This is a genomic window from Pseudoalteromonas sp. US3C1004, from assembly GCF_048401065.1.
In the GTDB taxonomy this organism is placed as follows: Bacteria; Pseudomonadota; Gammaproteobacteria; order Enterobacterales; family Alteromonadaceae; genus Pseudoalteromonas; species Pseudoalteromonas undina.
On the sequence record NZ_CP183074.1, the window covers coordinates 365,055 to 389,150 of the forward strand.

A 24,096-nucleotide genomic window follows, 5' to 3' on the forward strand; every position below is an offset into this window, starting at 1 on the left:
ACAAGAAAGGCGTATAAATTAACTGTTAATATTCAATGATGTCTTTATAATTTAGTCGTCAAATAATAAAAACCGAGTACTGTTAACTACTCTTGCTGTAGTCGTTAGCCGATAAAGATAAATTAGTACCTAAAATGATATATAAAGGTCTATTAAGCCTATGAGAACAACAATAAACGACGTGGCAAAAGATGCCGGGGTATCAATAAAAACGGTATCAAGAGTAATAAATAACGAAACCTCGGTCCGTGACAACACCCGTGAAAGAGTTATGGCATCAGTCGAAAAGTTGAACTTCCAGCCAAACTTAGCAGCAAGAAGTCTTGCAGGAACAAAAGCTTACAGCATAGCTTACATATACGACAATCCTAATGCGTACTACATTATCGACATGCAAAATGGTATTTTAGATGCGTGCAAAAAGCAGGGGTTTGAACTACTTATTCACCCATGTGATGCCAAAGAAGCGCATATTTTTGATGAAATTACTAATATGATTAAACGCACTCGTATCGCGGGAATCTTACTCACCCCGCCCTTTTCTGAAATGCCTGAGTTTGTTGAAAAGCTAACTCAACTAGACCTAAAAGTTGTGCGTATTTTATCAGGGCACGACGCGCCTGACTCATTAACACCCTGTATTATGATTGACGATAATCTCGCCTCAAAGTCAATTACTGAGCATCTAATTCATAACGGCCACACGCGCATTGGCTTTTTAGCCGGTGGCAGCGAGCATAACTCGACCAAAGAGCGCTTGGAAGGTTACAAAGCAGCGCTAACCCAATACGACATTACTATAGATCCAAGCTTAATTATTGATGGCGAATATTCATTTGAGTCGGGGGTTGAGGGTGCTAAAACACTCATTAGCCAAACAAATAGGCCAACCGCTATTGTCTCATGTAATGATGAAATAGCCGCCGGTGCGTTATTTGCAGCCAGATTAATGAACATTGATATACCCAGTGAACTTTCTATAACAGGGTTTGAGGATAGCCCATTCTCTCGTCAAACATGGCCAAAACTCACCACGGCTCATCAGCCTAATAATAAAATTGCCGAAGATGCGGCCAGCTTGTTAATAGCACAAATTCGTAATGGCAATGACCGCGATATTATAAAACTATACACTCCTGAGCTCGTCGTTAGAGACTCTACCGCACGTCCTCTTTAGCTTAGGTTAACCATATAATTCACTTCTGCGCTGTAACAAACGTTCAGCGCAATGTTGTATTAAAAACGGCCTACTTTTTGAATATACCTTCTGTATTACTGAATTTATTTACAATAAAAAGCGCGGTAAGTTAAAACTTATCGCGCCATTACAAACTCTTCGAAGGTTAAAGCCACATGAGTTATTTTGGTAAATGAAAATTACCCCTCACTTATCGCTGTATTTAAACCGGCCTCAGCATCAGCGAGCATAGCAAACTCCTCATCTGCACTTTTGGCCACTAAATGTTTAGAGCTAAAGCCAAAGTAATACGCCGCACCGACTATAAATAGCACCATAGTGTATAAAAAAGCACGGGGGTCAAAGGCGTACACACCGGTCAGAGCAATCAAGGATAAACACAATGCTATGCTTGAAGTGACAATGCCGCCAGGCGTTTTATAAGGTCGAGGTAAGTCGGGTTGTTTTAAGCGCAACATTATATGACTGAACGCCATTAACGCATACGATACTGTTGCACCAACCACCGCCATAGCTAACATTAAATCGCCCTCACCACTTAGTGAAGCTAAAAAACCAAATACAGCAGGTACAATAAGCGCTCGTGCTGGCACTTTACGCGCTGTAGTAATTGATAACGAACGCGGTAAATATCCCGCACGCGATAACGCAAACACCAACCGACTATAGCCATAAATAATAGAGAAAAATGAAGCCACTAGCCCTGCTAATCCCAGTATATTAACCACGGTTGCTAAATCGCTATTGCCTGTTGCATTTAACGCATCTACCAACGGAACTGCACTTGCGCCCATTGCTGTTGCACCTGCTGCGCCGGGTACTAACACAACCACTAATAATGCGGTAAACAATAAAAATACCATGGCACCAATAATACCTTTAGGTACATCTTTAGCCGGATCTTTTGCTTCTTCAGCCGCCAATGGCACGCCTTCAACCGCTAAAAACAACCACATAGCAAAAGGTAATGCAGCCCATACCCCATACCAACCCAAAGGTAAAAATTCATTCGCACCTGCGGCATCAGTTACTGCAACATCAAATAAATTGGTAGCATCAAAATTTGTAATTAAAACCACTGCCGTTGCAACAATAGCCAGTACCGCTAAACCGCTTATGACCATCATTACTTTTAGCGCTTCACCTACTCCAGCTAAATGAATACCTACAAACACCAAATAAAATAGTGCATAAACCCATGGGCCATTGAACCCCGTTAACGCCTCCACTGCAGAGCCAATAAATATCACAATGGCGGCCGGTGCTAACGCATATTCAATTAATACCGCAAGACCGGTTAAATAACCACCCGTTGGCCCCATTGCTTGACGAGCAAAACTATAACCCCCTCCAGCAGCAGGAATAGCAGCCGACATTTCAGCCAGCGATAACACCAAAGTTAAATACATAATCGCCATTAACACTGCCGCTATCGCGAAGCCGCCCCAGCCAGCTTCTGCAATACCAAAGTTCCACCCAGCAAAGTCACCTGAAATAACATACGATACCCCTAACCCTGCCAGCAATAGCCAACCTGCAGTGCCACCTTTGAGCTGCCTTTTTGCTAAGTATTCTGAATTATTAGTAGACATAACATCCTCTTTATCGATTTTTTATTTTTAGTTACCGCTATTCCGCATTTAAAAAATGACGGCTCGATTGTTGATGCTCAATCACATCATCCTGTGTCCGATCTTTTAAGTTCACTCCTGTTAGTTTTAATGTTTTAGCTTCATTTAATAAATAGGCTGCCCGTCTTGCCGCATCGATATAGGGCAAACCAGCAGGACGAATATTAGATATACAATTACGCAGCGAATCGTTAAGCCCTGTTTTAGGCTCCCAGGTTAAATAAAGTCCCAAGCTATCTGGTGAGCTAAGCCCAGGACGTTCACCAATGAGCACCATCACAATTTGGGCATTCAATAACTCACCAATATCATCACCAATGGCTACTCGCCCTTGTTCAACTAAGGTGATTGGAGCAAGAGTAAGTGGCTTATTAACGCTCAACTGTGAAAGTAATTCAGCTATAAAAGGAGCTGCATTTTTTTGAACCGCCAACGATGACAAACCATCAGCGACTACAATGGCTAAGTCGTATTTTTCTTGGGTGCTTTGCTGTTGCTCAGCAACAAAATCAAGTAATAATTGACGACTATTCTCATTTAGCTTTCGACCCAAATCTGGTCGTTGTAAATAAGTAACTCTATCAACCGCTTGGCTATGTAAATGCAATACACGCGCATTAGCTGCATTAACAGTCGCTAACTTTGCTTTCATTTCATTGATATCAAGTGGAAAATTGACTGCATCGCGCGCTTGCGCATGCGACAGTTGAAACGCCAGCATTTCAGAGGTTGGTAAACTAATACCCGCTCGACCAAGTCCTATGCGAGCATCAGTAAACTGGCGTAAGTCACGCCATGGGTTGTGTACCACATTGCCATTATTTTTATGATCAGTATTAGCAAGGTCATTTGATTTAAAATCTGCAGTCATGAACGGCCTCCCGCCAGTGCATCTAACGGCTTAGCAAATGCAGCGGGAAGACTGTGCGATAAAGTAACATCGCTACTGTTTTTCATAATGTTCATGTTAGTAAGCCACTTTTCAAATTCTGGCGCGGGACGAGAGCCTAGAACTCGGCGCACGTATAACGCATCATGAAATGAGGTAGTTTGGTAATTGAGCATAATGTCATCGGAGCCCGGAATCCCCATCACAAACGAGCACCCAGCAACACCAAGCAGCGTAAGTAAATTATCCATATCATTTTGGTCAGCCTCGGCATGATTGGTGTAACACACGTCACATCCCATCGGAATACCCAGTAATTTGGCACAAAAATGATCCTCAAGCCCCGCGCGGGTAATTTCTTTGCCATCAAATAAATACTCCGGGCCTATAAATCCCACCACCGTATTAACTAATAGTGGATTAAATTTTCGTGCAACGGCATACGCGCGAGTTTCGCAGGTTTGCTGATCTAGCCCGTGATGAGCATTAGCCGAAAGCGAGCTGCCTTGCCCTGTTTCGAAATACATCACATTATTGCCTACCGTGCCACGCTTTAAACTCAGCGCGGCATCTTGTGCCTCAGCTAAAGTATTTAAACTAAAACCAAAACTCGAATTGGTGGCTTCTGTTCCACCAATAGACTGAAACACTAAATCAACTGGCGCCCCCGCTTCTATGCATTCAATCGTATTAGTGACATGGGTAAGCACACAGCTTTGGGTAGGAATTTCATATTTTTGAATCACCTCATCCATCAATATCATCAATTTAATAGCCTGCGCCACGTTGTCGGTTGCGGGGTTTATACCTATCACCGCATCACCATTACCGTACAGCAACCCATCTAAAATACAGGCAGCAATGCCGTTAATATCATCTGTTGGGTGATTAGGTTGTAAACGCGTGGATAAATGCCCAGGTAAACCAATGGTGTTTCTAAATGCACTGGTTACATGGCATTTTTTAGCAATAAGGATAAGATCCTGATTACGCATTATTTTGCTAACAGCCGCAGCCATTTCCGGAGTGATCCCCTGTCTTACACTTGCAAGTACCGAGGGAGTTGCAAAGTCACTTAACAACCAATTACGAAAATCTCCCACGGTTAAATGAGCAATCGCCATAAATGCACTAGCATCGTGATCGTCCATAATTAAGCGAGTTATTTCATCGTCTTCATAAGCAATCAGTGCCTCATTTAAAAATGCCTTCAACGGAATATCCGCTAAGGTCATTTGGGCAACCGCTCGCTCTTGCGCTGATTGTGCAATAACACCCGCTAACCTGTCACCTGAGCGATGAGGAGTGGCTTTTGCCATTACTTGCGCCAAATTTTTAAAATTATACACCTGCGTGCCCAGTGTATATCGGTACCTTTGCCCCATGATCTACTCCACATAACAACTAGTTCAAACCTTGGTACAGGTTTTGCTGACCTATAAGCTATAAATCAATTTTGTTTAGTTTCAAGAGAGCTTAATTCATACCAAGACACTATCGAATTTTGGCAAATCATCATTTTTAGCTTTATTTCATATAGTTAACTATAGTTACAGGTGGTAACTTAATCTTAATAAAAATAAAAAAGCAAAGAGTAACGCCATTATGACGCAGCAAGATTTAGCTAGCGCACCACAAAAGAGCATGGTGCATACCCAAGATATAGATGAGCAGGCGCATAATCTAACGCAGTGGCAGCAAAAATATGATCAGCTCAGTGATGGGCGATTTTTTGGGTGTATAGAAAGCGTGGATTATTCTAATATTCATGCATTTGAAGAATACACAGAGCGTGCTCTTCACCAACAATGCGCAATAGCGCCACGATCTATTTGGCTTGGGATCCCAAAGCAGTCGCAGCAGAGCAAAATTAATGGCTTAAATGTGGCAAGTAATCAATTTATGTGTCGCACTAGTGAGAGTAACTTTGAGCTTATTACACCTGAGCAGTTTAATATTTATGGTTTAGTAATAGACACGCAATCGTTAGAGCATATGGCTCAGATACAAGGGATGCACTTAAAAAATATAACGTCTTCAGGTACTGAGCGACTGACAACATGCAACGCCATGCTAAAAAGTGCCCGGGGTATAATAAACAGTATGGTTAGCAACAACGCTTTTGGCCTAAATGCCGATTTACAGCAAGACATGCTTAATATGCTGGCATTACATTTACTAAACGAACAGATCCCATGTCAACGCATCGCTCCCAGTTATAAACACCGCAAAGCGGTTGTTGATAAAGTAAAAGATTATATAAAAGCGCATCCACAAAACACGGTAACAATTACTCAATTATGCGAACTCACCTTTGTGAGCAGGCGTACCTTACAATATAGTTTTGAGAGTATTTTAGGGATAAACCCACTGCGGTTTTTACGTTTAACCCGATTAAATAATGTTAGAAGAGAGCTAAAATTAGCAAAGCAAGATAAACCCATTTCTGTGGTTGCTGCCAATTGGGGGTTTTGGCATGCAGGGCAATTTACCAAAGACTACACGCAATTATTTGGTGAGAACCCTTCGCAAACAGTGATAAACCATGCTTCTTATTTAGCAAATTCTAAATCGATAATACATGGATAACGAGGATACGGGTTTCGGGTGGCGAGCTGCGGGAGGCGCTGCGCTGAAAGAATAGATTTAAGGGCTGATATGACTAGGTGCTAGACTGTTTGCACAAGCTCGCTACTCGTCACTCGAGGCCCGTTGCCTTCTCATTTACTCCTCATTCACTTCTCTTTGTGCAAACATGTTTTAAGTGATTAATTCAAAAAGAGATCATGAGACGCTGCGCGGAAAGAGAAGGCTAAAGGTGCTAGGTTGTGTTCGCTGCTCGTGACTCGAAACCCGAAGCTCTTAGCTCGAAGTCAGCCTTATTTCGGTAAGTCAAAAGCCCTATTTGATCGGTGCTAATTAAGCCGCGATTAAATAGGACTCTTGTCCTGCATGTTTGTTGTTACGTTTAAACGAACCTTTACCTTTTTTAGCTTTAACCACTTGCGGTTTAAATACTTTAGAGGTTACCAGTGCCGCCAATGCGTTGTGCTTTATCACTCCTCGACCGGTGTCTACTGCGGATTTATTAACCGCTTTTGCGTTGCCTTTTTTAGCCATTTGTTTTTTCCTATTAGTAAAATGAGAGGGATACATATCCCACACTGATATTGATGGCGATTGTATGCTTAATTTTCAAGCATGCAACCATTTTTAATGTCTTTTTCAATTTTTTAAGCATAAAAAAGCGCCGTTTAAAACGGCGCCTTTGCTGGTTAATTTAGGGTCTGTTGACCTTTCAAGGTTAAATTTGCAGCAGTCTGTTTGGTATTTAGGCAAGGCAGCGCCTATGTAGTGTGGTTATTCCCCATAAATAGGCGATAACGCAGCATCAATGCCAAACAGGCGCTGCCCGAAGGGTTCTGCCTAGGGGCGATTTACTCTTTGTTGCTCGGTTTTTACTTAGCCCACTAGGTTACAAACCTCGCGCCGCGATTAAACCGCCCCTAGTTTGAACAAATTTTAATCCGCAAAGGCCAACAGACCCTAGTTTAAAATTAAAAACTAAAGCTTAGTTTTGCATAGTAACTACGGCCATCAAAACCGTATGGTACTGCACGTAACGGGTATTTAAATGCCCCATTTGAGATAGCATTTAGTACTTCATCATCACCTAGCTCATCCGGTGTTTCATCAAATACGTTGTCTGCTCCAACCGATAACGAAAACATCTCATTAATTTCATAGCTTACGTTTAAATCTACGAGTACTGCAGTCTCTACGGTACTCGTCGCTTTAAACGAACCATCTGTTGCAAGCTCAATATGGTCATTACCAAAGTACTTCACATCAGTTTCGCCAAAGTAATTAAAGCGGATCATTGCGCTGTAGGCATCACGCTCATAATCAAAGGTAAGCGTTGCACGTTCACCCGGTTGTCCGTCGGTTAAAAAGCTACTTTGAATGTCATCAAGTGCTACACTTTTTGGAATACCAGGTGCTGCATTCACACTATCAATTTTAGTTTCGTTTAAGTTACCCGCAAACGTAGCAGAAAAATTACCGTCATATAAATCAGTGCGGTATGACGCAATAATGTCCACACCTTGAGTGGTTGAATTCACTGAGTTTGAAAAGTAATTCGCTTGCTCTGCACCCGTTGCTTGCAGAGCAGCAACCGCCTCAGGACTAAACGCCACATCATCAGCCGATAACAAGCTGCCTAATGTAATACGGTCTTCAATTTCTACACGGTAAAAATCCACCGTTAACGATAAATCACTGGTCACATCGTAAACAAAACCGGCACTGTAGTTAGTTGATGTTTCAAGCTTTAATGTATCAACGCCTAAAGCAGCAGGAAATGCAGAGCCCGTTGTCGCAGTAAACGACTGACTTAACGTGCCGTCAGACCCTAAGTTAGTGGTAAACGCAGTGTAACCACTTTGCTGTAATGATGGCGCTCTAAAGCCCGTTGATAAGGCACCACGTACTGCAAAGTCATCATTAAATTCATAACGTGTTGCTACTTTACCTATGATGTCGTCACCCGCATTCGAAAAATCTTCATAGCGAAGGGCACCGCTCACATTCCATGCATCGCTTAACATGGTTTCTGCATCTACATATACTGCGTAACTATCACGATCGCTTTTGTTTGAAGCTTCAGGACGAAGGCCGTTATAAGCTTGAAAGCCACATTGTGCAAATTGACTCGGATCGTTCACCGATGGATATGAGGTATCCGTGTTGGCTGCTCCACATGCGTATGATGCCACCTCACCTGGTACAATTTCATAGTTTTCTTTACGGTATTCAGCGCCAATTGAAACATAAACAGGCTCACTGCGACCAATATCAATAATTCCGTTTATATCTGCATTAAACGTTGTTTGATCAAATCTAAATCCACCCGAATAACCCTCTGTTGGGCCAGCATTCGCGGCTATATCGGCATCGCTTGCACCCGGATTATTAAATAAATACTCCGCCGCGTATGACGCATTTAAAGTATTTCGTGAGGTAAAATCGTATTGGTTTTCACCGTAAACAGCAGAAACATCGTAGGTCCAATCAGGGTTAATTTCACCTTTAAAACCAACAGCTACCGAAATATCTTGTGCTTCATTGTCGATTTGCGGTAAAAAGCCGTCGCTGTATACTTGCGTTACGTTTTTAGACGCTTCATTAAAATTACGGTAAAAGCCGTTGCCTAGTGCCGTGCGCTCAGAGTAACCACCAAATGAGTAAAGCTCCCCCTCACCCATTGGCAACGCCATATTGTAAAATACCGAAGTAAATTCACTCTCTGCATTACCTTGTCCCCAACGAACTTCGTCAGATAAAGTACCTGGTGCAACATTAAGTGACCCACCCGTATCTCGCTCTGCGCGGTTAGTTTTATCTGCATCTCGATACTCAAGCGATAAATTTATAAAACCGCCTTCATTACCTAATTCAAAGCCACGGTTTAAACCGGCTGAAATTGTTTCTCCATCTCCTTCTGCCGTTTCGCCATATTGTACGTACCCGGTGGTTAAATCTGTTGAGTTATTAAGTGATAAGTTGATAACCCCTGCAATTGCATCTGAGCCATACTGCGCCGCCGCACCATCACGCAACACCTCAACCCCTTTTAAAGCAATAAGCGGGATCGCATTCATGTCAGTACCCGCAGAGCCGCCGCCCACAGTACTTGTTAAACCAAAAATAGATTGATTATGACGGCGTTTACCGTTGACTAAAACCAGCGTTTGGTCTGGTTGTAAGCCGCGTAATGTAGCAGGGCGAAATAAATCAGAACCATCAGAAACCTGTGTTCGTGAGAAGTTAAATGACGGCGCCGTTGCCTGTAAGCTCTGCCCAAGCTCGGTAAAGCCGCCTTTGTTTAAATCATCTGCGTCAATTAAATCAATAGGTGATGACGACTCAGTGGCAGTTCGGTTTGAAACTCGCGATCCTAAAACAGATATTTGTTCGATATTTTTTTCAGCTTTAGCTGACGCTTCTTGTGCATTAACCATACTTGGCGCACTGAAGGCAAAAGCAACCGCTACAGCCAAGGTGTTTAAACGATATGTTGACATAATGATGACCCTGTTTTGTGTATTCTTATAATGTGTGTGGGGTATATTCATGTATCCCCTTGCCAACATCCTAGCAACATACATAAACAAAAAGAAACAAAAACTTGATAAAATTAGCATAAAAATGCAAATAACTTTAAAAACAGGAAAATAACACCTTTAAGAGCTCAAAATACAATCAAAGCAGCAATTTAATATCATACCACCGAAGGTTAATACAATGTTAAATATAAAGTTATATTTATAAGAACTAAAAACAACGTGGTTGTACGTTTTTTAAACCAAGCTGGTGATAAAACGTACTTATAATGATCTTTTATGCGGTTTTTATTAGACTAAAGTAGATAATAAAGAGAAGAAGAGGAACTCAGAGGAAATTATAAATAGGTGGTTTTGTAATACTGCCCGTTTTTAAATGTTATTTTATACAGAGTCTATTTAAGAGGTATAACTCTGCCAATCAAATTCACTAATAACATGGCAAAGTAATGGGTCTACGCCTTTTGAGTCACAGTATGCACGTAATTGCATGGGAGTTTGTTCATCAAAAATAATTTGCCAAACAATATACAACATATGATTAAACAGAGTTAACTCATTATCATCAGTACCAGCTAAATCATGGCAACTCATCAGTAAGTTACATATTTTCGTGTCGTATCCCCATAACTTTAAAACGTAGGCCGAAATAAAATTGGCACTCACGTATCCATTGTTGATGGTTTGCGCATGTTCATCTGGCGGTTCACTTTCGCCTTGAGACAGTAAAATAATTTTGCCAACAAAACTCAATAACGCCACTGAAAATAATAGTTCTTGATCATGTAAGTTAAAACCTGCTTGCTTTGCAAAACGCTTAACACAACTAGCGTAATTCGCCGCTATATTTAATTGCTTTTCATGCACATCAACAGGAATAGACGATTCAAAATTTTTGGCAACCAATAAAGAAGTGGTGATAGCCATTAATATAGTGGTTCCGAGCCTCGACACAGCCTCATCTATTGACGATGTTGGCCTTATAAAGCCAAGATAAGCAGAGTTTGCAAGTTGCAACAATTTAGCGGTTATTATTGGCTCTTGAGAGACAACATGGCTAATATCATGTAAATCAAATTCATCGCTTTGTACTAAGTCTCTGAGTTCTTTTAAAATAAGAGGGTAAACAGGGAAGCTGATCATTGCCCCTAACTGCCTGCGCACATTAAAAGCAAAAGGTAACGACTTTAACGCTGCTACATTGTCAAAAAGCGCGGTTATATCTGCTTCATTAAACGGCTTAGCAAGGTAAGCATGCACAACATTAGGTTGTCGCATCATGGTGCTCAATGTCATATCACCAGTAAGTAATGCTCTGACTGGGTAGGGGTTTTGTGAAGAGCATTGCTCTAAAACATCCAATCCATTCATTTGCGGCATTAAATAATCACTTAATACTAAATCTAAGTCTTGCTTAGTGTTTAGCAGCTGCCAAAATTCATCAATATCAGAGGTTGTCATTATATCAACCTCTGGATAGGCTCGATGAATAGTCCTTTGTAATACTTTTAATAAAAAAGCATCATCGTCTAGTATGACGACCGTAATCGAACTCATTGCGCACCTTGAGAATTAAAATGGTTTAAATAATTACAAAAATCATCCTGCTCTAAAGGCTCACTGTAGTAATAGCCTTGTATGTAGTCACACCCTAACTTTTTAATTAATTCACATTGATAGGCTGTTTCTACCCCCTCAGCAACAACTTTTAAATTTAGATCATGCGACATACGCGTAATATTACGAATCATACTTTGCATCGCTAAAGACGATTCAATATCAGTAATAAGGGTTCTATCTAGTTTAACGCCATCTACAGGGAGCTTAGAAAGATAGCCAAGTGATGAGTAACCTACACCAAAGTCATCAATTAATAGCTTAAACCCCAACGATCTTAGCCTTATTAATTGCTGTTCGCAGGTAGTAAAATCTTCGATTAGATAAGTTTCTGTTAACTCAAAAACTAACTGTGACGGCTCTAAACTATTGCTGCTTAAACACTCGAGCATGTAGTCAATCCAATCCGGATCATCTTTTAATTGCCTAGCAGACAAGTTAATTGCTAATACACCCACCCCTGTTTTGTTGTCTGCCCAGTATTTTAGTGTTTTACAGCTTTGAGAAATAACCCAGCGCCCTATTGAGATAATTTGACCATCGCATTCAGCAATCGGGATAAAATGAGCTGGCGCTACCCAGCCATGTTTACTCGGCTCATACCAGCGAATTAACACCTCAGCAATATATATTTGGCCTGTTTTAGTATCAACCTTTGGTTGAAAGCGTAATGAAAGCTCATCTTTATTTACCGCTGTTAATAATAAACGGCTTAAATCAAAGTTCTTTTTATAATCTGCGACCAGCTGAGGGTCAAAGCGAGAACAAATACGCTGCTGCTCACCTACTTGGTAATTCATCGTCAACTGCATTTGATTAACGAGCTCTTTTCCCTCTAAACTATCCTCAGGAAACAAACCATACACACCATAAAGCTGCACATGGGCATCGATATATTTACTAGGAAGTGCTTTTTTCAGATCATTCATCGCCTTATTTAAAACGGTTAAAATTTCACTATCAGATTTAATTTCAGGAACAAATAATACAAACCTATCGGCGCTCTTATGAAGAACTTTGACCGCTTTTTCTGATACGCCTTTTAGCACCTCCAAAACCAATTTTATAAGGTGGCTGCCATCTTCGCCCCCTAGCAAATCATTAATTAATTGAAACTGCGAGATACCTATATAAACCAAGGCATAACATTCTTTGTTCGCTTCACACAGCGTTAAATGATGATAAAAGTCAGACTCATTGGTTACTACCGACTGTGTTCTGGTAAGTTGAAAAATACTACTCAAGCTGTTTGAGTTAATTGATAGCTTCAAAAGTTGGAAAGAATCATCATTTAAACAACGCTCTATCATAATTTCTTCGCTTTTCGCTAGATCAGAGGCGCGTGCATAGTTAATAAAAAGTGTACTGCTTTGCTTGTCAATAAAAGACTGGCTTACCGCTTTATTTTGAGCTGTATCTAAATGGGCGAGGTGTTTGTTTTCGTATAAATGAATATCAGGAATGATTTCAGCGGCAGGCGCGTTAAAACGATTAATAATGCCGTTATTGTCTATTTCTATTAGGCCAGACATGCTGCCCATTAATAACTGATCTCTTACTCTTTTAGCTCGGCGCTGTTCATATTTTACTTGCGCCTCGCTAATGTTTTCAAGTAGTTCACTATCGACCCATGGTTTTTCTAAAAAACGAAATACCAATCCCTGATTCAATAACTCAACCACAGACTTAAAATCAGCATATCCACTTAGCACTAAGTTTACGCAATCGGGCCAGCGACTTTTAACCTGCCGCAATAAATCAGCACCGTTCATTTCTGGCATTCTAAAGTCAGTAATGATTATCTCAACTTGATTAGCCGCTAATATTTCAAGCGCCTCAAAACCAGTGGATGCTGTTATTACATCATAACCAGAACGAACAAGTACTCGTTTTAAAGACTTCAATACATTGAGTTCATCGTCTACTAATAAAATTCGCAAAGCCACTATTTACACCCCAAGAAGAGTTCTATTTTTACCAAATAAAATATTTACACTGTCTATCAATGTATCGTTACTAAATGGCTTACAAATATACCCATCAGCACCGGCATTAACTGCATCGATTAGTTGAGTTTCAGGCATCCCTGAAATCACTAACACCTTAATATCTTTAAACTCTTCGCAAGAGCGGATAAAACGAATGACCTCAATGCCGCTTAGTCCCGGCATAGATAAATCAACAGTTATCAGCTCTGGTTTTCTCTGGTGCATTAACGTACCAGCCTCAAACCCGCCTGCGGCTTCTACTACATCAAAACCGCTTCGTTTTAAAACACGCCTAATTGCAGAACGAACATTAGCCTCATCGTCAATAATTAAGACCTGTGGCTTGTGCGACAAACTTTGTGGAACTGGCATTTTATGTCTGACTAAAAAATCAATAAAGTCAATTACCTGCACTCTATAATTGCCTCGACCAGTCAGCTTATGCCCTTTTAAATCTCCCGCGTTAATCCAACGGCTTACCGTTCGTTGGTGAACATCGCAGTAACGAGCAATCTCACTTGGCTTTAATGTTTTTAGCATGCTAATAAAATTCAACTTGATTTTAAATTTACATTAACATAAATTTAATAACAAGGCGACAAATGAGACACTTGAGACATAGATGACATTTATTAGCAGCTAATTCAATAACACACCCTATTCAAGAATAGTCTAGAATAAATCCTAAGCTATTATTAATAGTTAAAAACACCCACAATTGTGGCTATCGTTATCACCAAGGGGCATCTATGTTCGCCATTGATACTTTTCACACTCACGGCAGCGATATAGATCAATTTATCCAACCTGTAAATCAGTTTACGAACAACAGCCCTGATTTGCTGCTTGGGTTTGCAACAACAGATACCATTAAGCACCTTTGCAACAACCAGCCAAGCTTGATAGAAAACACTCAAAACGGTTTATTTATCTCATCATGCCTTGGTTCATCAACCGAGCAAACCCTCTCATTAAATGAGCACAGCATTAGTTTATTCTCGATTAAAGACTCAAATGGTCATTATGGTGTTGCAAGTTGTAATGCAACCGATAATCTAAGAGAAAATGCTGCTCAAACCGTACTCGAAGCCATTGCTAATGCAGGCCAAACTGGACTCGCCCCAAAAATGGTCTGGTGTTTTCAAGTTCCAGGTAATGAGGAGTTGGTATTACAAGGAATTCAAGATGCTATCGGGCAGCGTATACCTGTTTTTGGAGGAAGTTGTGCCGACAACGACATTTCAGCAAAGTGGTGCTTTAGCGATACTAAAAATGTATACCAACAAGGCTTTATTATTGCAGTGTTATACCCCTCGGTAGAAACATTCGGCTTTTATAGTTCAGGCTATGATAAAACCGACCAGCTGGGTACAGTTACAAACGTTGATGGTCGCATATTAAATACTATCAATAACCAGCCCGCCTTTGATGTTTATAATCTGTGGCGAAAAAACATAGGGTTTGAACAGTTAAAAGCGGGAAATATACTTGCCCAATCAACAATGACCCCACTGGCAAGAGCCCTTTCCTCTGATGATGATATTCCTAGGCTGCTGCTAAGCCACCCAGCGGTAGCTGAAAATGGCACGCTAGAATTATTTTCAAATTTAAGCGTTGGCGATACTGTTTATCTTGCTTCGGGAAGCCCTGAACAATTAATAAAACGAGGCGATATGGTCGTTTCTTCACTGACCAAACTGGCAGACTTACATGCAATAAAAAATATAAAGGGCGCTATTATTATTTTTTGTGGCGGCTGCATGTTATCTATTCAAAGTACAATGCAAGAAGTAAAACACTCTATTGCAGCACAATTACCCAACACACCGTTTATTATGGGCTTTACCTTTGGAGAACTTGGCACATTTAGCGACTCAACTAGTAAGCACGGTAACTTAATGATCTCATGCGAAATATTTGGTGATTCTGTATGACTACCAACGAAATACTATTAGAAAAACTGCATTTATTACAGGTTCATAATTTAGCACTTGAAGAAAACCGTGCCTTTAACAGCCTGATTTTAGACGGCCTAGATGCAATCTTAAAAAACGACAGCACAGAAACCTTACTCACTGAGTTTTTTAATATTTTGCAACAAGCGATCTCTTTTTCTGCGGCTATTTTAATTAAAATAAATCCCAGTGATGAATTATCTACATTAGTTACAGCATCGCACCCTCATAGCGATGCAATAATTACCCAGCTTACAGTTCTCGATAAACCGAATAGAAACATTAAAAATGTATTTAACTTACACCAACTTCCTAATTGGCAAGTAACCGATCCTTTTTGGAATTCGCAGCATGCAATGCTCACCACTCCAGTAAGTACCAGCACAGAGAGCTACCAGCTCTATATTTTTTCTGAAACAATTGGCGCGTTTAATCAGCACGATATTACTTTAATGCAACGCTTTGTCAGTTTTGCAGGGAATACGATTTCACAATTTGAAAAACGAAACTTACTTGTGAAACAAAAAGAAATGGAGGAAAAACAAAGCAACATTGAACAAGTGCTAATCAACTCTGAAAAAATGGCTTCGTTAGGGCAAATGGCGGCAGGCGTTGCACACGAAATAAATAACCCTTTAAGCTACATTGTCAGTAATATCCAAAATTTGGCTTACAACCTTGAGCAATTTAGTCATTTAATTAACACACTCAAAGCAGAAAAAGCCATAACGCAGCAAACATTAGTAGATACGCTACAGCATTACCAATTTGATGAATTACAAACAGACTCAAGCGATATCATTGCTGAAATGACTGAAGGGGCTGATCGAGTTAAAGAGATTGTTCAAGGGTTAAGGCAATTTGCTCATCCGGATCAAACCCAAATTGGCGATATTGATATAACCGAGCTCATTGATAACACATTACGTGTTGCCTGGAACGAAATTAAATATAACGCCAACGTTGAAAAAAACTACAACACAGAACCCGTTATCATCACAGGGCGTTCAACCCAGCTCTCTCAGGTATTTTTAAATTTATTTTTTAACGCCGCTCAAGCCATTTGCGACAAGGTCGGTGTCATCAGTATCACCACTAAAGCCGATAAAAAAAATGCCTATATAACTATTGCCGATAATGGCAGTGGAATTGATGAGGACAAATTAAATAAAATTTTTGACCCTTTCTATACTACAAAACCAATAGGCCAAGGCACAGGGTTAGGGCTGGCTATAAGCAAAGCAATTATAGAGCAGCATAGTGGTCAAATTCGAGTTGAAAGCCAGTTAAACCAAGGTACTGTTTTTTATATTACCTTACCTAAAAAACCCAAACTAACTGACGATGTACTCACTATTTTAAATGCTAACAAACCGATTGAATAAGCTCTATTTACAGCACTGATTTTGTGTAAGTAAGCTGTAATAATCATCGTTAACTTTAAGGGTAATATAGTTAAAATATTTGCAAACCAAGGTACTGCGCTATGGTATTTAATCCTATCCGCTGTGATTTACGTATTGCTAAAGTACAGTATCTTGATACGGCTTAAATAAATCAGTTGTTTACAAGCAAAACTTAGACTAACTTTAGCCATTTAATACACTTTCTTATTGGTAAAAAAATGACGGACATTGACCCATTAGAGCAATTAAATCAACAACCACCGAGTATTTTATGCTTAGATGATGAAGCCAATGTGCTTAAATCTTTAGTTCGTTTATTACGCCAATATAAATTTGATGTGAGTGTTTCAACCAGTGGCCAAGATGCACTTGAAAAAATGCATGCAAAGGAATTTGACGTCGTTATTAGTGATATGCGTATGCCACATATGAGTGGGGCGGAGTTTTTAGCTAAAGCGAGAAAAATCGCTCCCGATAGCCAGCGGATTTTATTAACTGGTTTTTCCGATCTAGAGTCAACAATAAGTGCGGTTAACGAAGGAGGCATTCATGCCTATGTGCAAAAACCTTGGCAAAATGATCACTTAATTAGCGTTATCCAATCGGGTGTAGAAAAGTTTAGACTAAAAAAACAAAATGAAATTTTACAACTTCAAGTAAATCAACAAAATCAACAGCTAAAAGAACTTAATACTAATTTAGAACAACTCGTCGACAAGCGAACAAAACAAATTGGAAGCGTGCTGAAAAAACTTGAAGTCGCTAATGAAAGTGAAAAACGAGAGCATCAATCTACTGTTGAACTACTTTATAATTTTATTAATGCAAATCCGTATCTCGATGGTAAAAGAGCCGAGAACATTGCCGGCACATGCACGCAAATAGCGCGTTACCTTAATGTATCGCAAAGAAGTATCACGCTTGCGCCTATTGCAGGGTATTTAGCTCAAATTGGTTTACTTGCGATGGACCCTGAGCTTTACAACAAACCTATTAACGAACTCAATGAAGTACAGCGCAAAACGTTTTACACCCACCCGAGTATTTCACAATTAATGCTCATGCCTGCAACGCATTTAAGCGATGTTTCTGATGCAATTTATCATCAATTCGAACGCTACAACGGCCAAGGAATACCCAAAGGGCTTGCTAAAAACGATATTCCCATTGGGGCTATGGTGCTCAGCGTTGCTCGCGATTACTGGGAGCATTATGAGCAAAGCGATCCATTATTAACTACAAAAATGCGTCATGAGGTGGCACTTAATAATATTAAGCTTGGTAGTGGCAGCTTATATCATCCAAAAATAGTAAAATCGCTTGAGGCAAGTCATGTACAGCTTATGGCCTCAGACACTTCTATTGGCTCGATTAAAGTAATTTGCGCTCAAGAACTTGAAGAGAGTATGACACTGGCAAACTCACTGCACAGCCATACAGGTATTATGCTTTTACCTAAAGGGCACGTTTTCAATTCAAAATCGATTGTGAAACTACAGCAACTCGAAGCCAAAAAGCCGACTCCGTTTAGAATTATGGTTAAAACGGCTAAATGATTGATCTAAAATGCTCTTTTATTCGTTATACTAAGCCATAATAGTTACTTTCAAATATATTGCTTGAAGGAGCACACAGTGTCGCGATTTTCTGCCGTTACCGATAATCCCCACGACGGGCGTTTTAACCAAAAAACAGGTATTTTATTAACCAACTTAGGTAGCCCCGATGCCCCCACAGCAAGCGCGTTACGTGTTTACTTACGTGAGTTTTTGTCAGATCCGCGTATTGTAGAAATACCACGTATAGTGTGGATGATCATTCTTCACGGCATCATTTTGCGTATTCGCCCAAAACGCTCAGCTAAATTATATAAAAGTATATGGACCGAAAATGGCTCGCCGCTTACTCACATTACACGCCAGCAAAGCCTTAAATTAAATGCCTTATTAAAACACCATGGCTATACCAACACCGAAGTGGTTATGGCGATGCGCTATGGTAATCCATCAATCGAAGCGGGCCTTGAAGAGCTTAGAGACAAAGGTTTAACCCGTATTATTGTGCTGCCGCTTTACCCGCAGTATTCAAGCCCAACCACAGGCTCCACATTTGATGCGGTTGCCAATGTATTAAAAAAATGGCGCTGGGTGCCAGAGCTGCACTTTGTAAATGGGTATCACAAAAACCCAACCTACCTAGAATCACTCGCTAACAGCATTAGCGAAGATTTAGAAAAACACGGAATGCCACAAAAAATGGTGTTTTCATACCACGGTATGCCTAAACAGTTTTTAGATAATGGCGACCCATATCACTGCCTATGCCAACAAACCACGCGTTTAGTGGTTGAAAAACTAGGGCTAGACAAAGATAAAGTGATCACTACTTTTCAAAGTCGCTTTGGTAAAGCTGAATGGTTAAAACCATACACAGATGCAACTCTTGAGAGCTTACCTAGCGAAGGAATTAAAGATATCGCAATTATCAGCCCTGCATTTAGCGCCGACTGCCTTGAAACACTTGAAGAATTAGAAGGTGAAAACCGCGAAATTTTTGAAGAAGCTGGCGGCGAAAAATACCGATACATTGCAGCCCTAAATGATCGTGACGATCACATCGACGCTATGTTTGATGTGTTAAAGCCAATGCTATAAAAAGAGAGCAGCGGTTAGGTTTTAGCTCTCAGCATTCAACTGGAGATTAGCCAAGTGCGGTGAAAGCTTGTAGGCGCGAGTATATCTCGCGCTTTCTCTTGTATCACTTTCTGATAGCTGACAACTTATAACTCAAAGCTTCGCTTAGCGCTTACGTGTCACTATTAATGTGATTGCTCCGGCAATTATTCCCCAACAAGCAGAGCCCACCGACCATAAAGTTAAATCTGAGGCCGTGACTAAAAAAGTAATAATGGCTGCTTCAGTATATTCAGCACTATGCAAAGACTGCTGCAAACTATTGGCAATAGTGCCAAACAAAGCAATACCCGCCAGCGCCAATACTAAGGCCTGTGGCAGGCTTGCCACAATTGCCACTAACATAGCCGCACATAACGCCATAACTATATAAAACACGCCACCAGCAATACTTGCCCAATAACGCTTATCAGGGTCTTTATCGGCCTCTTCGCTCATACAAATAGCCGCTGTTATGGCTGCTAGATTAATAGAATAGGTACCAAAGGGAGCCGTCACACAATTTATTAACCCGGTCACAGTTAATGACGATGATATAGGCGCCTTATAATTATGTGCTTTCAAAATAGCGAAACCGGGTAAGTTTTGTGAGGTCATAGTTACTATATATAAAGGAATACTTATACTTACAAATGCCTGCAAACTAAAGCTTGGCGCAATATAAGTAAAACTACTGGCTTGCCAATGCACGGTACTGGTATCGATATTGCCCATATACCACGCTAAAAATATACCCGCTAGCAACACACTTAGCATCGCAAAACGGGCAAAAAAGCGCTTACCAATAAAGTACACCACCACCATTAAACCAATAACTAATGGCATATCGTTCATAAAGTTAAACACATCAATGCCAAATGTGACTAATACCCCCGCTAACATGGCACAAGCCAGTTCACTGGGAATGCGGTTCATGATTTTTTCAAACCACCCCGTTATTCCCGACACCAGCACCAATAAGGCTGAGAGCATAAATGCACCTATCGCTTCAGGTAAGCTATAGCCTTGCGCGCTTGAAATTAGTAATGCAGCTCCAGTGGTAGACCATGCAATTAAAATAGGCACTTTATAATAAAACGACAACACAATAGAGGTACTGCCCATTACCAAGCCCAGCATTAATATCCAGCTTGCCACTAATTCAGGTGTGCCACCTAAAGTAATCACCACTTGGTAAATCAATGCTATTGAACTTGAAAAACCAATAATAACGGCAACAAGTCCCGCCATAGTGCGACTAAGTAACTGATCAGTCCCTGCCATAATTCCCTCATTAAGAAACCCTAATGTTACAACATACTTTGCCTATTTATACTTTGCAATTTTGAATAATGAATAATGAAAAATGATCACGTTGCTAAAAAATTTTATTGGTCAGTTTTGTCTTTCAAAATCATTGCAATTTAAAAAACACATACGTACCTAAAAACATGCCACAGGGTGCGTCATTACTACAAAAAACCACACTTATTAAATCAAAAATAAATACCTAAAAAAGGTAAAGTACATACTTACAATAAGTTACAAAAACACCCGTTAACACTTTATGGTTACAATTTAAATTTGATCTCATCCTATTTTTAATATAAAACTTAACAATTAGTTCACCAATAACCCTAAAAGAGAAACAGATGAAACGTTACATTGTTTTAATTATCGCTATTCCTTTGTCTGTATTTGCCATATATACGCTGCTTAATAATCAGAATAAAACCGATGAGGTAGAAGCCCCCATAGCTATTGATATCGTTCCTGTTGATTCTGAATTTGCAAAACAAACACGTAAGCCATTACCAATCGATATGAGTAAAGATCCTATAAAAGGCGCCCCTTCAAAAGCAAAGTTAGCCGTTATTGAAAACTCATTTGACGCAATCAATAAACCTTCAACCAAGGCAAAAGAAATACTTAAAGCGGCAAAAGTACTGCCTACCGATTTACAAAATGAAGCCTATATAGAATTTGATCTAGCAGCGCTTAAAACCCTTGAAGCAGGGGATAATTTTGACCTAGCTATACCGCAAACCGCAGAAACCTACAGCGCTGAAATAACGAATGTTACCAATGCCAGTAACGGTGATAAAAGCATTGTTGGCCAAGTGATTGGTGCTAATGGAGCGTTGCATACCACTATATTAACCGTTGGTAATGACGCGGTTTATGGTCAATTTACTGCCCCAAGTGGCAATTATGTTTTTGAAAGCAAAGGCCAATACGGCTGGATTGCAGCAAAACGCGATTTATATAAAAACCATATAGAACACCAAGTAGGTGAACCCGCACCAAAAAATACTGACGGTGGAGATCCGTTTGCGCCCAGTGATGAAGAATCACCCTCAATTTAATTTTTAACCTCAACCAAGATGACTCAGCAGTAAAACTGCAATTACAAAAGAAAGGAAATACGACTATGAAAAAAATAATATCAACAGCCGCTATTGCAACGGCATTATGTGCCGCTAGCACCGTGTCAGCAGAAACAATTGATATTGGTATTTTATATACCGACCAATCAGCTGCCGCTACCAGCAATATTAATACTAAAATTAATCAGCTTATTGCTTTTAGTAATCAAGTATATAGTCAAAATGGCGTTGATATAACACTGCGTTTAGTCGGTTCTCAAAACTTAGGCAACCATGCAATAACCCCTTCAGAAGATTGGCTTAACGCTGTGACAAATAGCAGCTACGTAGATGGTTTACGTAATGATTGGAAAGCCGACATGGTAGCCGTATTAGGCACAGGCCAAAGTGCAGGCAGCGGTTTAATCTCTTGTGGACTAGCATGGGTTGGTCAAGGTACGAATGGCAATTTATACAGCTCAATGAGTAACCGTATGTATTCAATAACAGCCGTTGATTGTGGAGCTACAACGTTCGTACACGAACTAGGTCATAACCAAGGTTTGGCGCATTCTCGTAAGCAAGGCGATACGGCCGGTGGCGTATATGTTGATGGTATGGGCCACGGTGTACAAAATGAATTTGCCAGTATTATGGCTTACCCGCATGTGTTTGGTAGTGCAACTCAGTACGATTATTTCTCTAACCCAAATTGGAGCGTAAACGGCATTTCATTTGGTGTAACCAACCAAGCATATGCTATTCGTACTGTAACCGACACAAAAACCAGTATTGCTAACTTTAAATAAACCCAATTCTAAGAATTAGCATTAAATAAATGGGTAAAGTATTACCCATTTACACCAATTAAGTTTCCCTTGCGGAGCGCCTCGGCGCTCTTTTTAATGATTAACTGCTTTTATTGCAGGCATTAACGTTTTGCCATCGCTATCCACTTTACTCATTAGCGTTAACCCCATTACCTTAGCAAGTACAGGGTAAATATCTAAATTATTCACCAGCTCAATACTTACCCCTTTTTTAAACGCAGGACCTGCTGCTACAAAGGTGGCTGCCATATCATCACTATAAGCATAGCCATGTGTACCTAAATAAGGCGCTTTAGTACCGTTACTAAATACCGCAGGCGCATTGGTCTGCACTACAATATCGCCCACTCTACTCCCGCTATTATAATGGTAGCCTTCAAGCTGTTCGCTACTTAAAACACTATAGCGCCCCTTAGCCGCTTTTTGTAAACGTGCTTTATACGCGTCAATATCCGCATTTTTAGCATCGCTTTTAGTATAAATAAGTAAACGAGGACCGGTATTCACAATAATAAAATTATCATCTTTAGGTAAACTGCTAACAATAATGCTTTGCTCAGGATCAACCTGTGCCATGCCATGATCAGAAACAATTACTAAATTAATATCCTGAGATAATTTGCTCAAGCGAGTGCGTAATTGCCCCACTAAAGCATCTAACTTATGAACAGCGTCACGTGTTTGTGCTGCATCTGGGCCAAACTCATGCCCCATACTATCAACCAGCGAAAAATAACTGGCTACAAAACGTGGGCGCTGCGCTTGAGGCAAACTTAACCATTGTACAATTTGGTCAATTCTGTCTTGGTAGTCACCTTGTTTAGAATAATGAAAATAGTAGTCTGGCGTCATACCATTAAAGCGCGCATCCGACTCAGGCCAAAAATACACCGCCGATTTAAGCCCATGCATTTTTACTAAATTCCATAATGGAGTACCACGTACCCAGGTACTGTCTTTTTGGCCTTTACCCATGCTGTAGCATTGATTGTTGCGCGCTTTGTCACAAAATTTATTGTCAACAATACCGTGGTTCACGGGTAGTAAACCAGTAATCACCGAAATATGATTTGGAAACGTTTTAGTAGGGTAAACTGGCTGCATTTTTTGTGCTCTAACCCCTTGCTCAGCCATTGCTTTTAAATTGGGTGCACCGTGCTTTTCAATATAATCCCAACGCAAGCCATCAATTGAAATCATCACTACGGTTTGCTCTTTGGCTGCAAACGCATTACTCATCCCTAATAAAAGGCAAAAACAGACTGCCTTTGTGATCCACAACTTCATTTTAAACACCTATAGATGTATGTTAATTTTATAAAAAATAATACTAAAGCAAGTTGTTACTTTATGATACATGCTGATAGATTAAAGATGGCTCACTAAAAAATATAACTGTGCACTTAATAAGAGCCCAAC

General features: G+C 40.2%; 18 protein-coding genes. 8 read left to right on the plus strand and 10 right to left on the minus strand.

Annotated elements, in window-relative coordinates; translation table 11 throughout:
• Window positions 1-160 precede the first annotated feature (160 nt).
• Window positions 161-1,177: a LacI family DNA-binding transcriptional regulator gene (locus ACNSN3_RS16995; RefSeq protein WP_418609803.1), complete on the plus strand. Its 1,017-nt coding sequence runs from the start codon at window positions 161-163 to the stop codon at window positions 1,175-1,177.
• Between the two features lie 200 nt (window positions 1,178-1,377).
• Here the strand turns inward: ACNSN3_RS16995 and eat are convergent, their stop codons facing one another.
• The 3 genes from eat to ACNSN3_RS17010 are packed head-to-tail and all read right to left on the minus strand — an operon-like array spanning window position 1,378 to window position 5,103.
• Window positions 1,378-2,790, minus strand: coding sequence for an ethanolamine permease (gene eat, locus ACNSN3_RS17000; RefSeq protein WP_076918807.1), 1,413 nt, complete (start codon window positions 2,788-2,790; stop codon window positions 1,378-1,380).
• A gap of 37 nt (window positions 2,791-2,827) precedes the next feature.
• Window positions 2,828-3,700, minus strand: coding sequence for an ethanolamine ammonia-lyase subunit EutC (gene eutC / locus ACNSN3_RS17005; RefSeq protein WP_008114356.1), 873 nt, complete (start codon window positions 3,698-3,700; stop codon window positions 2,828-2,830).
• Window positions 3,697-5,103 (minus strand): ethanolamine ammonia-lyase subunit EutB, encoded by a 1,407-nt coding sequence (locus ACNSN3_RS17010; RefSeq protein ID WP_418609806.1) that lies wholly within the window; start codon window positions 5,101-5,103, stop codon window positions 3,697-3,699. The genes eutC and ACNSN3_RS17010 overlap by 4 nt, the downstream gene beginning before the upstream one ends.
• A gap of 220 nt (window positions 5,104-5,323) precedes the next feature.
• On the opposite strand from ACNSN3_RS17010, the gene ACNSN3_RS17015 reads away from it, so the two are divergent.
• Window positions 5,324-6,307: a helix-turn-helix domain-containing protein gene (locus tag ACNSN3_RS17015; RefSeq protein WP_109875070.1), complete on the plus strand. Its 984-nt coding sequence runs from the start codon at window positions 5,324-5,326 to the stop codon at window positions 6,305-6,307.
• A gap of 330 nt (window positions 6,308-6,637) precedes the next feature.
• Here the strand turns inward: ACNSN3_RS17015 and arfA are convergent, their stop codons facing one another.
• The 5 genes from arfA to ACNSN3_RS17040 form a co-directional block, all read right to left on the minus strand.
• Window positions 6,638-6,838 carry an alternative ribosome rescue factor ArfA gene (gene arfA / locus ACNSN3_RS17020; protein ID WP_418609808.1) on the minus strand — a complete coding sequence of 67 codons (201 nt, stop codon included), beginning with the start codon at window positions 6,836-6,838 and terminating at the stop codon, window positions 6,638-6,640.
• A gap of 437 nt (window positions 6,839-7,275) precedes the next feature.
• Window positions 7,276-9,804, minus strand: a complete 2,529-nt coding sequence (locus ACNSN3_RS17025; protein ID WP_418609811.1) for a TonB-dependent receptor plug domain-containing protein — start codon at window positions 9,802-9,804, stop codon at window positions 7,276-7,278.
• A 438-nt stretch (window positions 9,805-10,242) separates the two neighbouring features.
• Window positions 10,243-11,400 (minus strand): HDOD domain-containing protein, encoded by a 1,158-nt coding sequence (locus ACNSN3_RS17030; protein ID WP_055011569.1) that lies wholly within the window; start codon window positions 11,398-11,400, stop codon window positions 10,243-10,245.
• Window positions 11,397-13,406, minus strand: a complete 2,010-nt coding sequence (locus tag ACNSN3_RS17035) for an EAL domain-containing protein (RefSeq protein ID WP_418609813.1) — start codon at window positions 13,404-13,406, stop codon at window positions 11,397-11,399. Before ACNSN3_RS17035 ends, ACNSN3_RS17030 begins: the two co-directional genes overlap by 4 nt.
• Before the next feature lie 3 nt (window positions 13,407-13,409).
• On the minus strand, window positions 13,410-13,988 hold the full coding sequence (locus ACNSN3_RS17040) for a response regulator (protein ID WP_109875066.1): 579 nt from the start codon (window positions 13,986-13,988) through the stop codon (window positions 13,410-13,412).
• Window positions 13,989-14,197: 209 nt separating this feature from the next.
• Between ACNSN3_RS17040 and ACNSN3_RS17045 the strand changes: the two genes are divergently transcribed.
• From ACNSN3_RS17045 to hemH, 4 genes are all read left to right on the plus strand, one after another.
• Window positions 14,198-15,382: an FIST signal transduction protein gene (locus ACNSN3_RS17045; RefSeq protein ID WP_418609815.1), complete on the plus strand. Its 1,185-nt coding sequence runs from the start codon at window positions 14,198-14,200 to the stop codon at window positions 15,380-15,382.
• On the plus strand, window positions 15,379-16,788 hold the full coding sequence (locus ACNSN3_RS17050) for a sensor histidine kinase (protein WP_055011573.1): 1,410 nt from the start codon (window positions 15,379-15,381) through the stop codon (window positions 16,786-16,788). Before ACNSN3_RS17045 ends, ACNSN3_RS17050 begins: the two co-directional genes overlap by 4 nt.
• A 239-nt stretch (window positions 16,789-17,027) precedes the next feature.
• Complete coding sequence (locus tag ACNSN3_RS17055) at window positions 17,028-18,365, plus strand: HD domain-containing phosphohydrolase (RefSeq protein ID WP_418609817.1); 1,338 nt, start codon at window positions 17,028-17,030, stop codon at window positions 18,363-18,365.
• Between the two features lie 78 nt (window positions 18,366-18,443).
• A complete protein-coding gene (gene hemH / locus ACNSN3_RS17060) occupies window positions 18,444-19,463 on the plus strand; it encodes a ferrochelatase (RefSeq protein WP_010389517.1) in 1,020 nt (339 codons plus the stop codon).
• Window positions 19,464-19,607: 144 nt separating this feature from the next.
• Here the strand turns inward: hemH and ACNSN3_RS17065 are convergent, their stop codons facing one another.
• On the minus strand, window positions 19,608-20,765 hold the full coding sequence (locus ACNSN3_RS17065) for a benzoate/H(+) symporter BenE family transporter (RefSeq protein WP_418609819.1): 1,158 nt from the start codon (window positions 20,763-20,765) through the stop codon (window positions 19,608-19,610).
• Between the two features lie 368 nt (window positions 20,766-21,133).
• On the opposite strand from ACNSN3_RS17065, the gene ACNSN3_RS17070 reads away from it, so the two are divergent.
• A complete protein-coding gene (locus tag ACNSN3_RS17070; RefSeq protein WP_054201457.1) occupies window positions 21,134-21,847 on the plus strand; it encodes a hypothetical protein in 714 nt (237 codons plus the stop codon).
• Between the two features lie 65 nt (window positions 21,848-21,912).
• A complete protein-coding gene (locus ACNSN3_RS17075) occupies window positions 21,913-22,656 on the plus strand; it encodes a M12 family metallo-peptidase (RefSeq protein ID WP_010389522.1) in 744 nt (247 codons plus the stop codon).
• A 93-nt stretch (window positions 22,657-22,749) separates the two neighbouring features.
• Here the strand turns inward: ACNSN3_RS17075 and ACNSN3_RS17080 are convergent, their stop codons facing one another.
• The gene (locus tag ACNSN3_RS17080; protein WP_418609821.1) at window positions 22,750-23,964 is read right to left on the minus strand and encodes an alkaline phosphatase family protein; all 1,215 of its coding nucleotides are present in this window, start codon (window positions 23,962-23,964) and stop codon (window positions 22,750-22,752) included.
• Window positions 23,965-24,096: the final 132 nt, after the last annotated feature.

What these genes read in the sequence shown, in the direction of transcription:
- ACNSN3_RS16995 (WP_418609803.1), top strand. Translation starts at nt 161, where the DNA reads ATGAGAACAACAATAAACGACGTGGCAAAAGATGCCGGGGTATCAATA.
- ACNSN3_RS17070 (WP_054201457.1), top strand. Translation starts at nt 21,134, where the DNA reads ATGAAACGTTACATTGTTTTAATTATCGCTATTCCTTTGTCTGTATTT.
- ACNSN3_RS17050 (WP_055011573.1), top strand. Translation starts at nt 15,379, where the DNA reads ATGACTACCAACGAAATACTATTAGAAAAACTGCATTTATTACAGGTT.
- ACNSN3_RS17030 (WP_055011569.1), bottom strand. Translation starts at nt 11,400, where the DNA reads ATGAGTTCGATTACGGTCGTCATACTAGACGATGATGCTTTTTTATTA.
- ACNSN3_RS17055 (WP_418609817.1), top strand. Translation starts at nt 17,028, where the DNA reads ATGACGGACATTGACCCATTAGAGCAATTAAATCAACAACCACCGAGT.
- ACNSN3_RS17065 (WP_418609819.1), bottom strand. Translation starts at nt 20,765, where the DNA reads ATGGCAGGGACTGATCAGTTACTTAGTCGCACTATGGCGGGACTTGTT.
- eat (WP_076918807.1), bottom strand. Translation starts at nt 2,790, where the DNA reads ATGTCTACTAATAATTCAGAATACTTAGCAAAAAGGCAGCTCAAAGGT.
- arfA (WP_418609808.1), bottom strand. Translation starts at nt 6,838, where the DNA reads ATGGCTAAAAAAGGCAACGCAAAAGCGGTTAATAAATCCGCAGTAGAC.
- ACNSN3_RS17015 (WP_109875070.1), top strand. Translation starts at nt 5,324, where the DNA reads ATGACGCAGCAAGATTTAGCTAGCGCACCACAAAAGAGCATGGTGCAT.
- ACNSN3_RS17025 (WP_418609811.1), bottom strand. Translation starts at nt 9,804, where the DNA reads ATGTCAACATATCGTTTAAACACCTTGGCTGTAGCGGTTGCTTTTGCC.
- ACNSN3_RS17075 (WP_010389522.1), top strand. Translation starts at nt 21,913, where the DNA reads ATGAAAAAAATAATATCAACAGCCGCTATTGCAACGGCATTATGTGCC.
- ACNSN3_RS17040 (WP_109875066.1), bottom strand. Translation starts at nt 13,988, where the DNA reads ATGCTAAAAACATTAAAGCCAAGTGAGATTGCTCGTTACTGCGATGTT.
- eutC (WP_008114356.1), bottom strand. Translation starts at nt 3,700, where the DNA reads ATGACTGCAGATTTTAAATCAAATGACCTTGCTAATACTGATCATAAA.
- ACNSN3_RS17010 (WP_418609806.1), bottom strand. Translation starts at nt 5,103, where the DNA reads ATGGGGCAAAGGTACCGATATACACTGGGCACGCAGGTGTATAATTTT.
- ACNSN3_RS17045 (WP_418609815.1), top strand. Translation starts at nt 14,198, where the DNA reads ATGTTCGCCATTGATACTTTTCACACTCACGGCAGCGATATAGATCAA.
- ACNSN3_RS17080 (WP_418609821.1), bottom strand. Translation starts at nt 23,964, where the DNA reads ATGAAGTTGTGGATCACAAAGGCAGTCTGTTTTTGCCTTTTATTAGGG.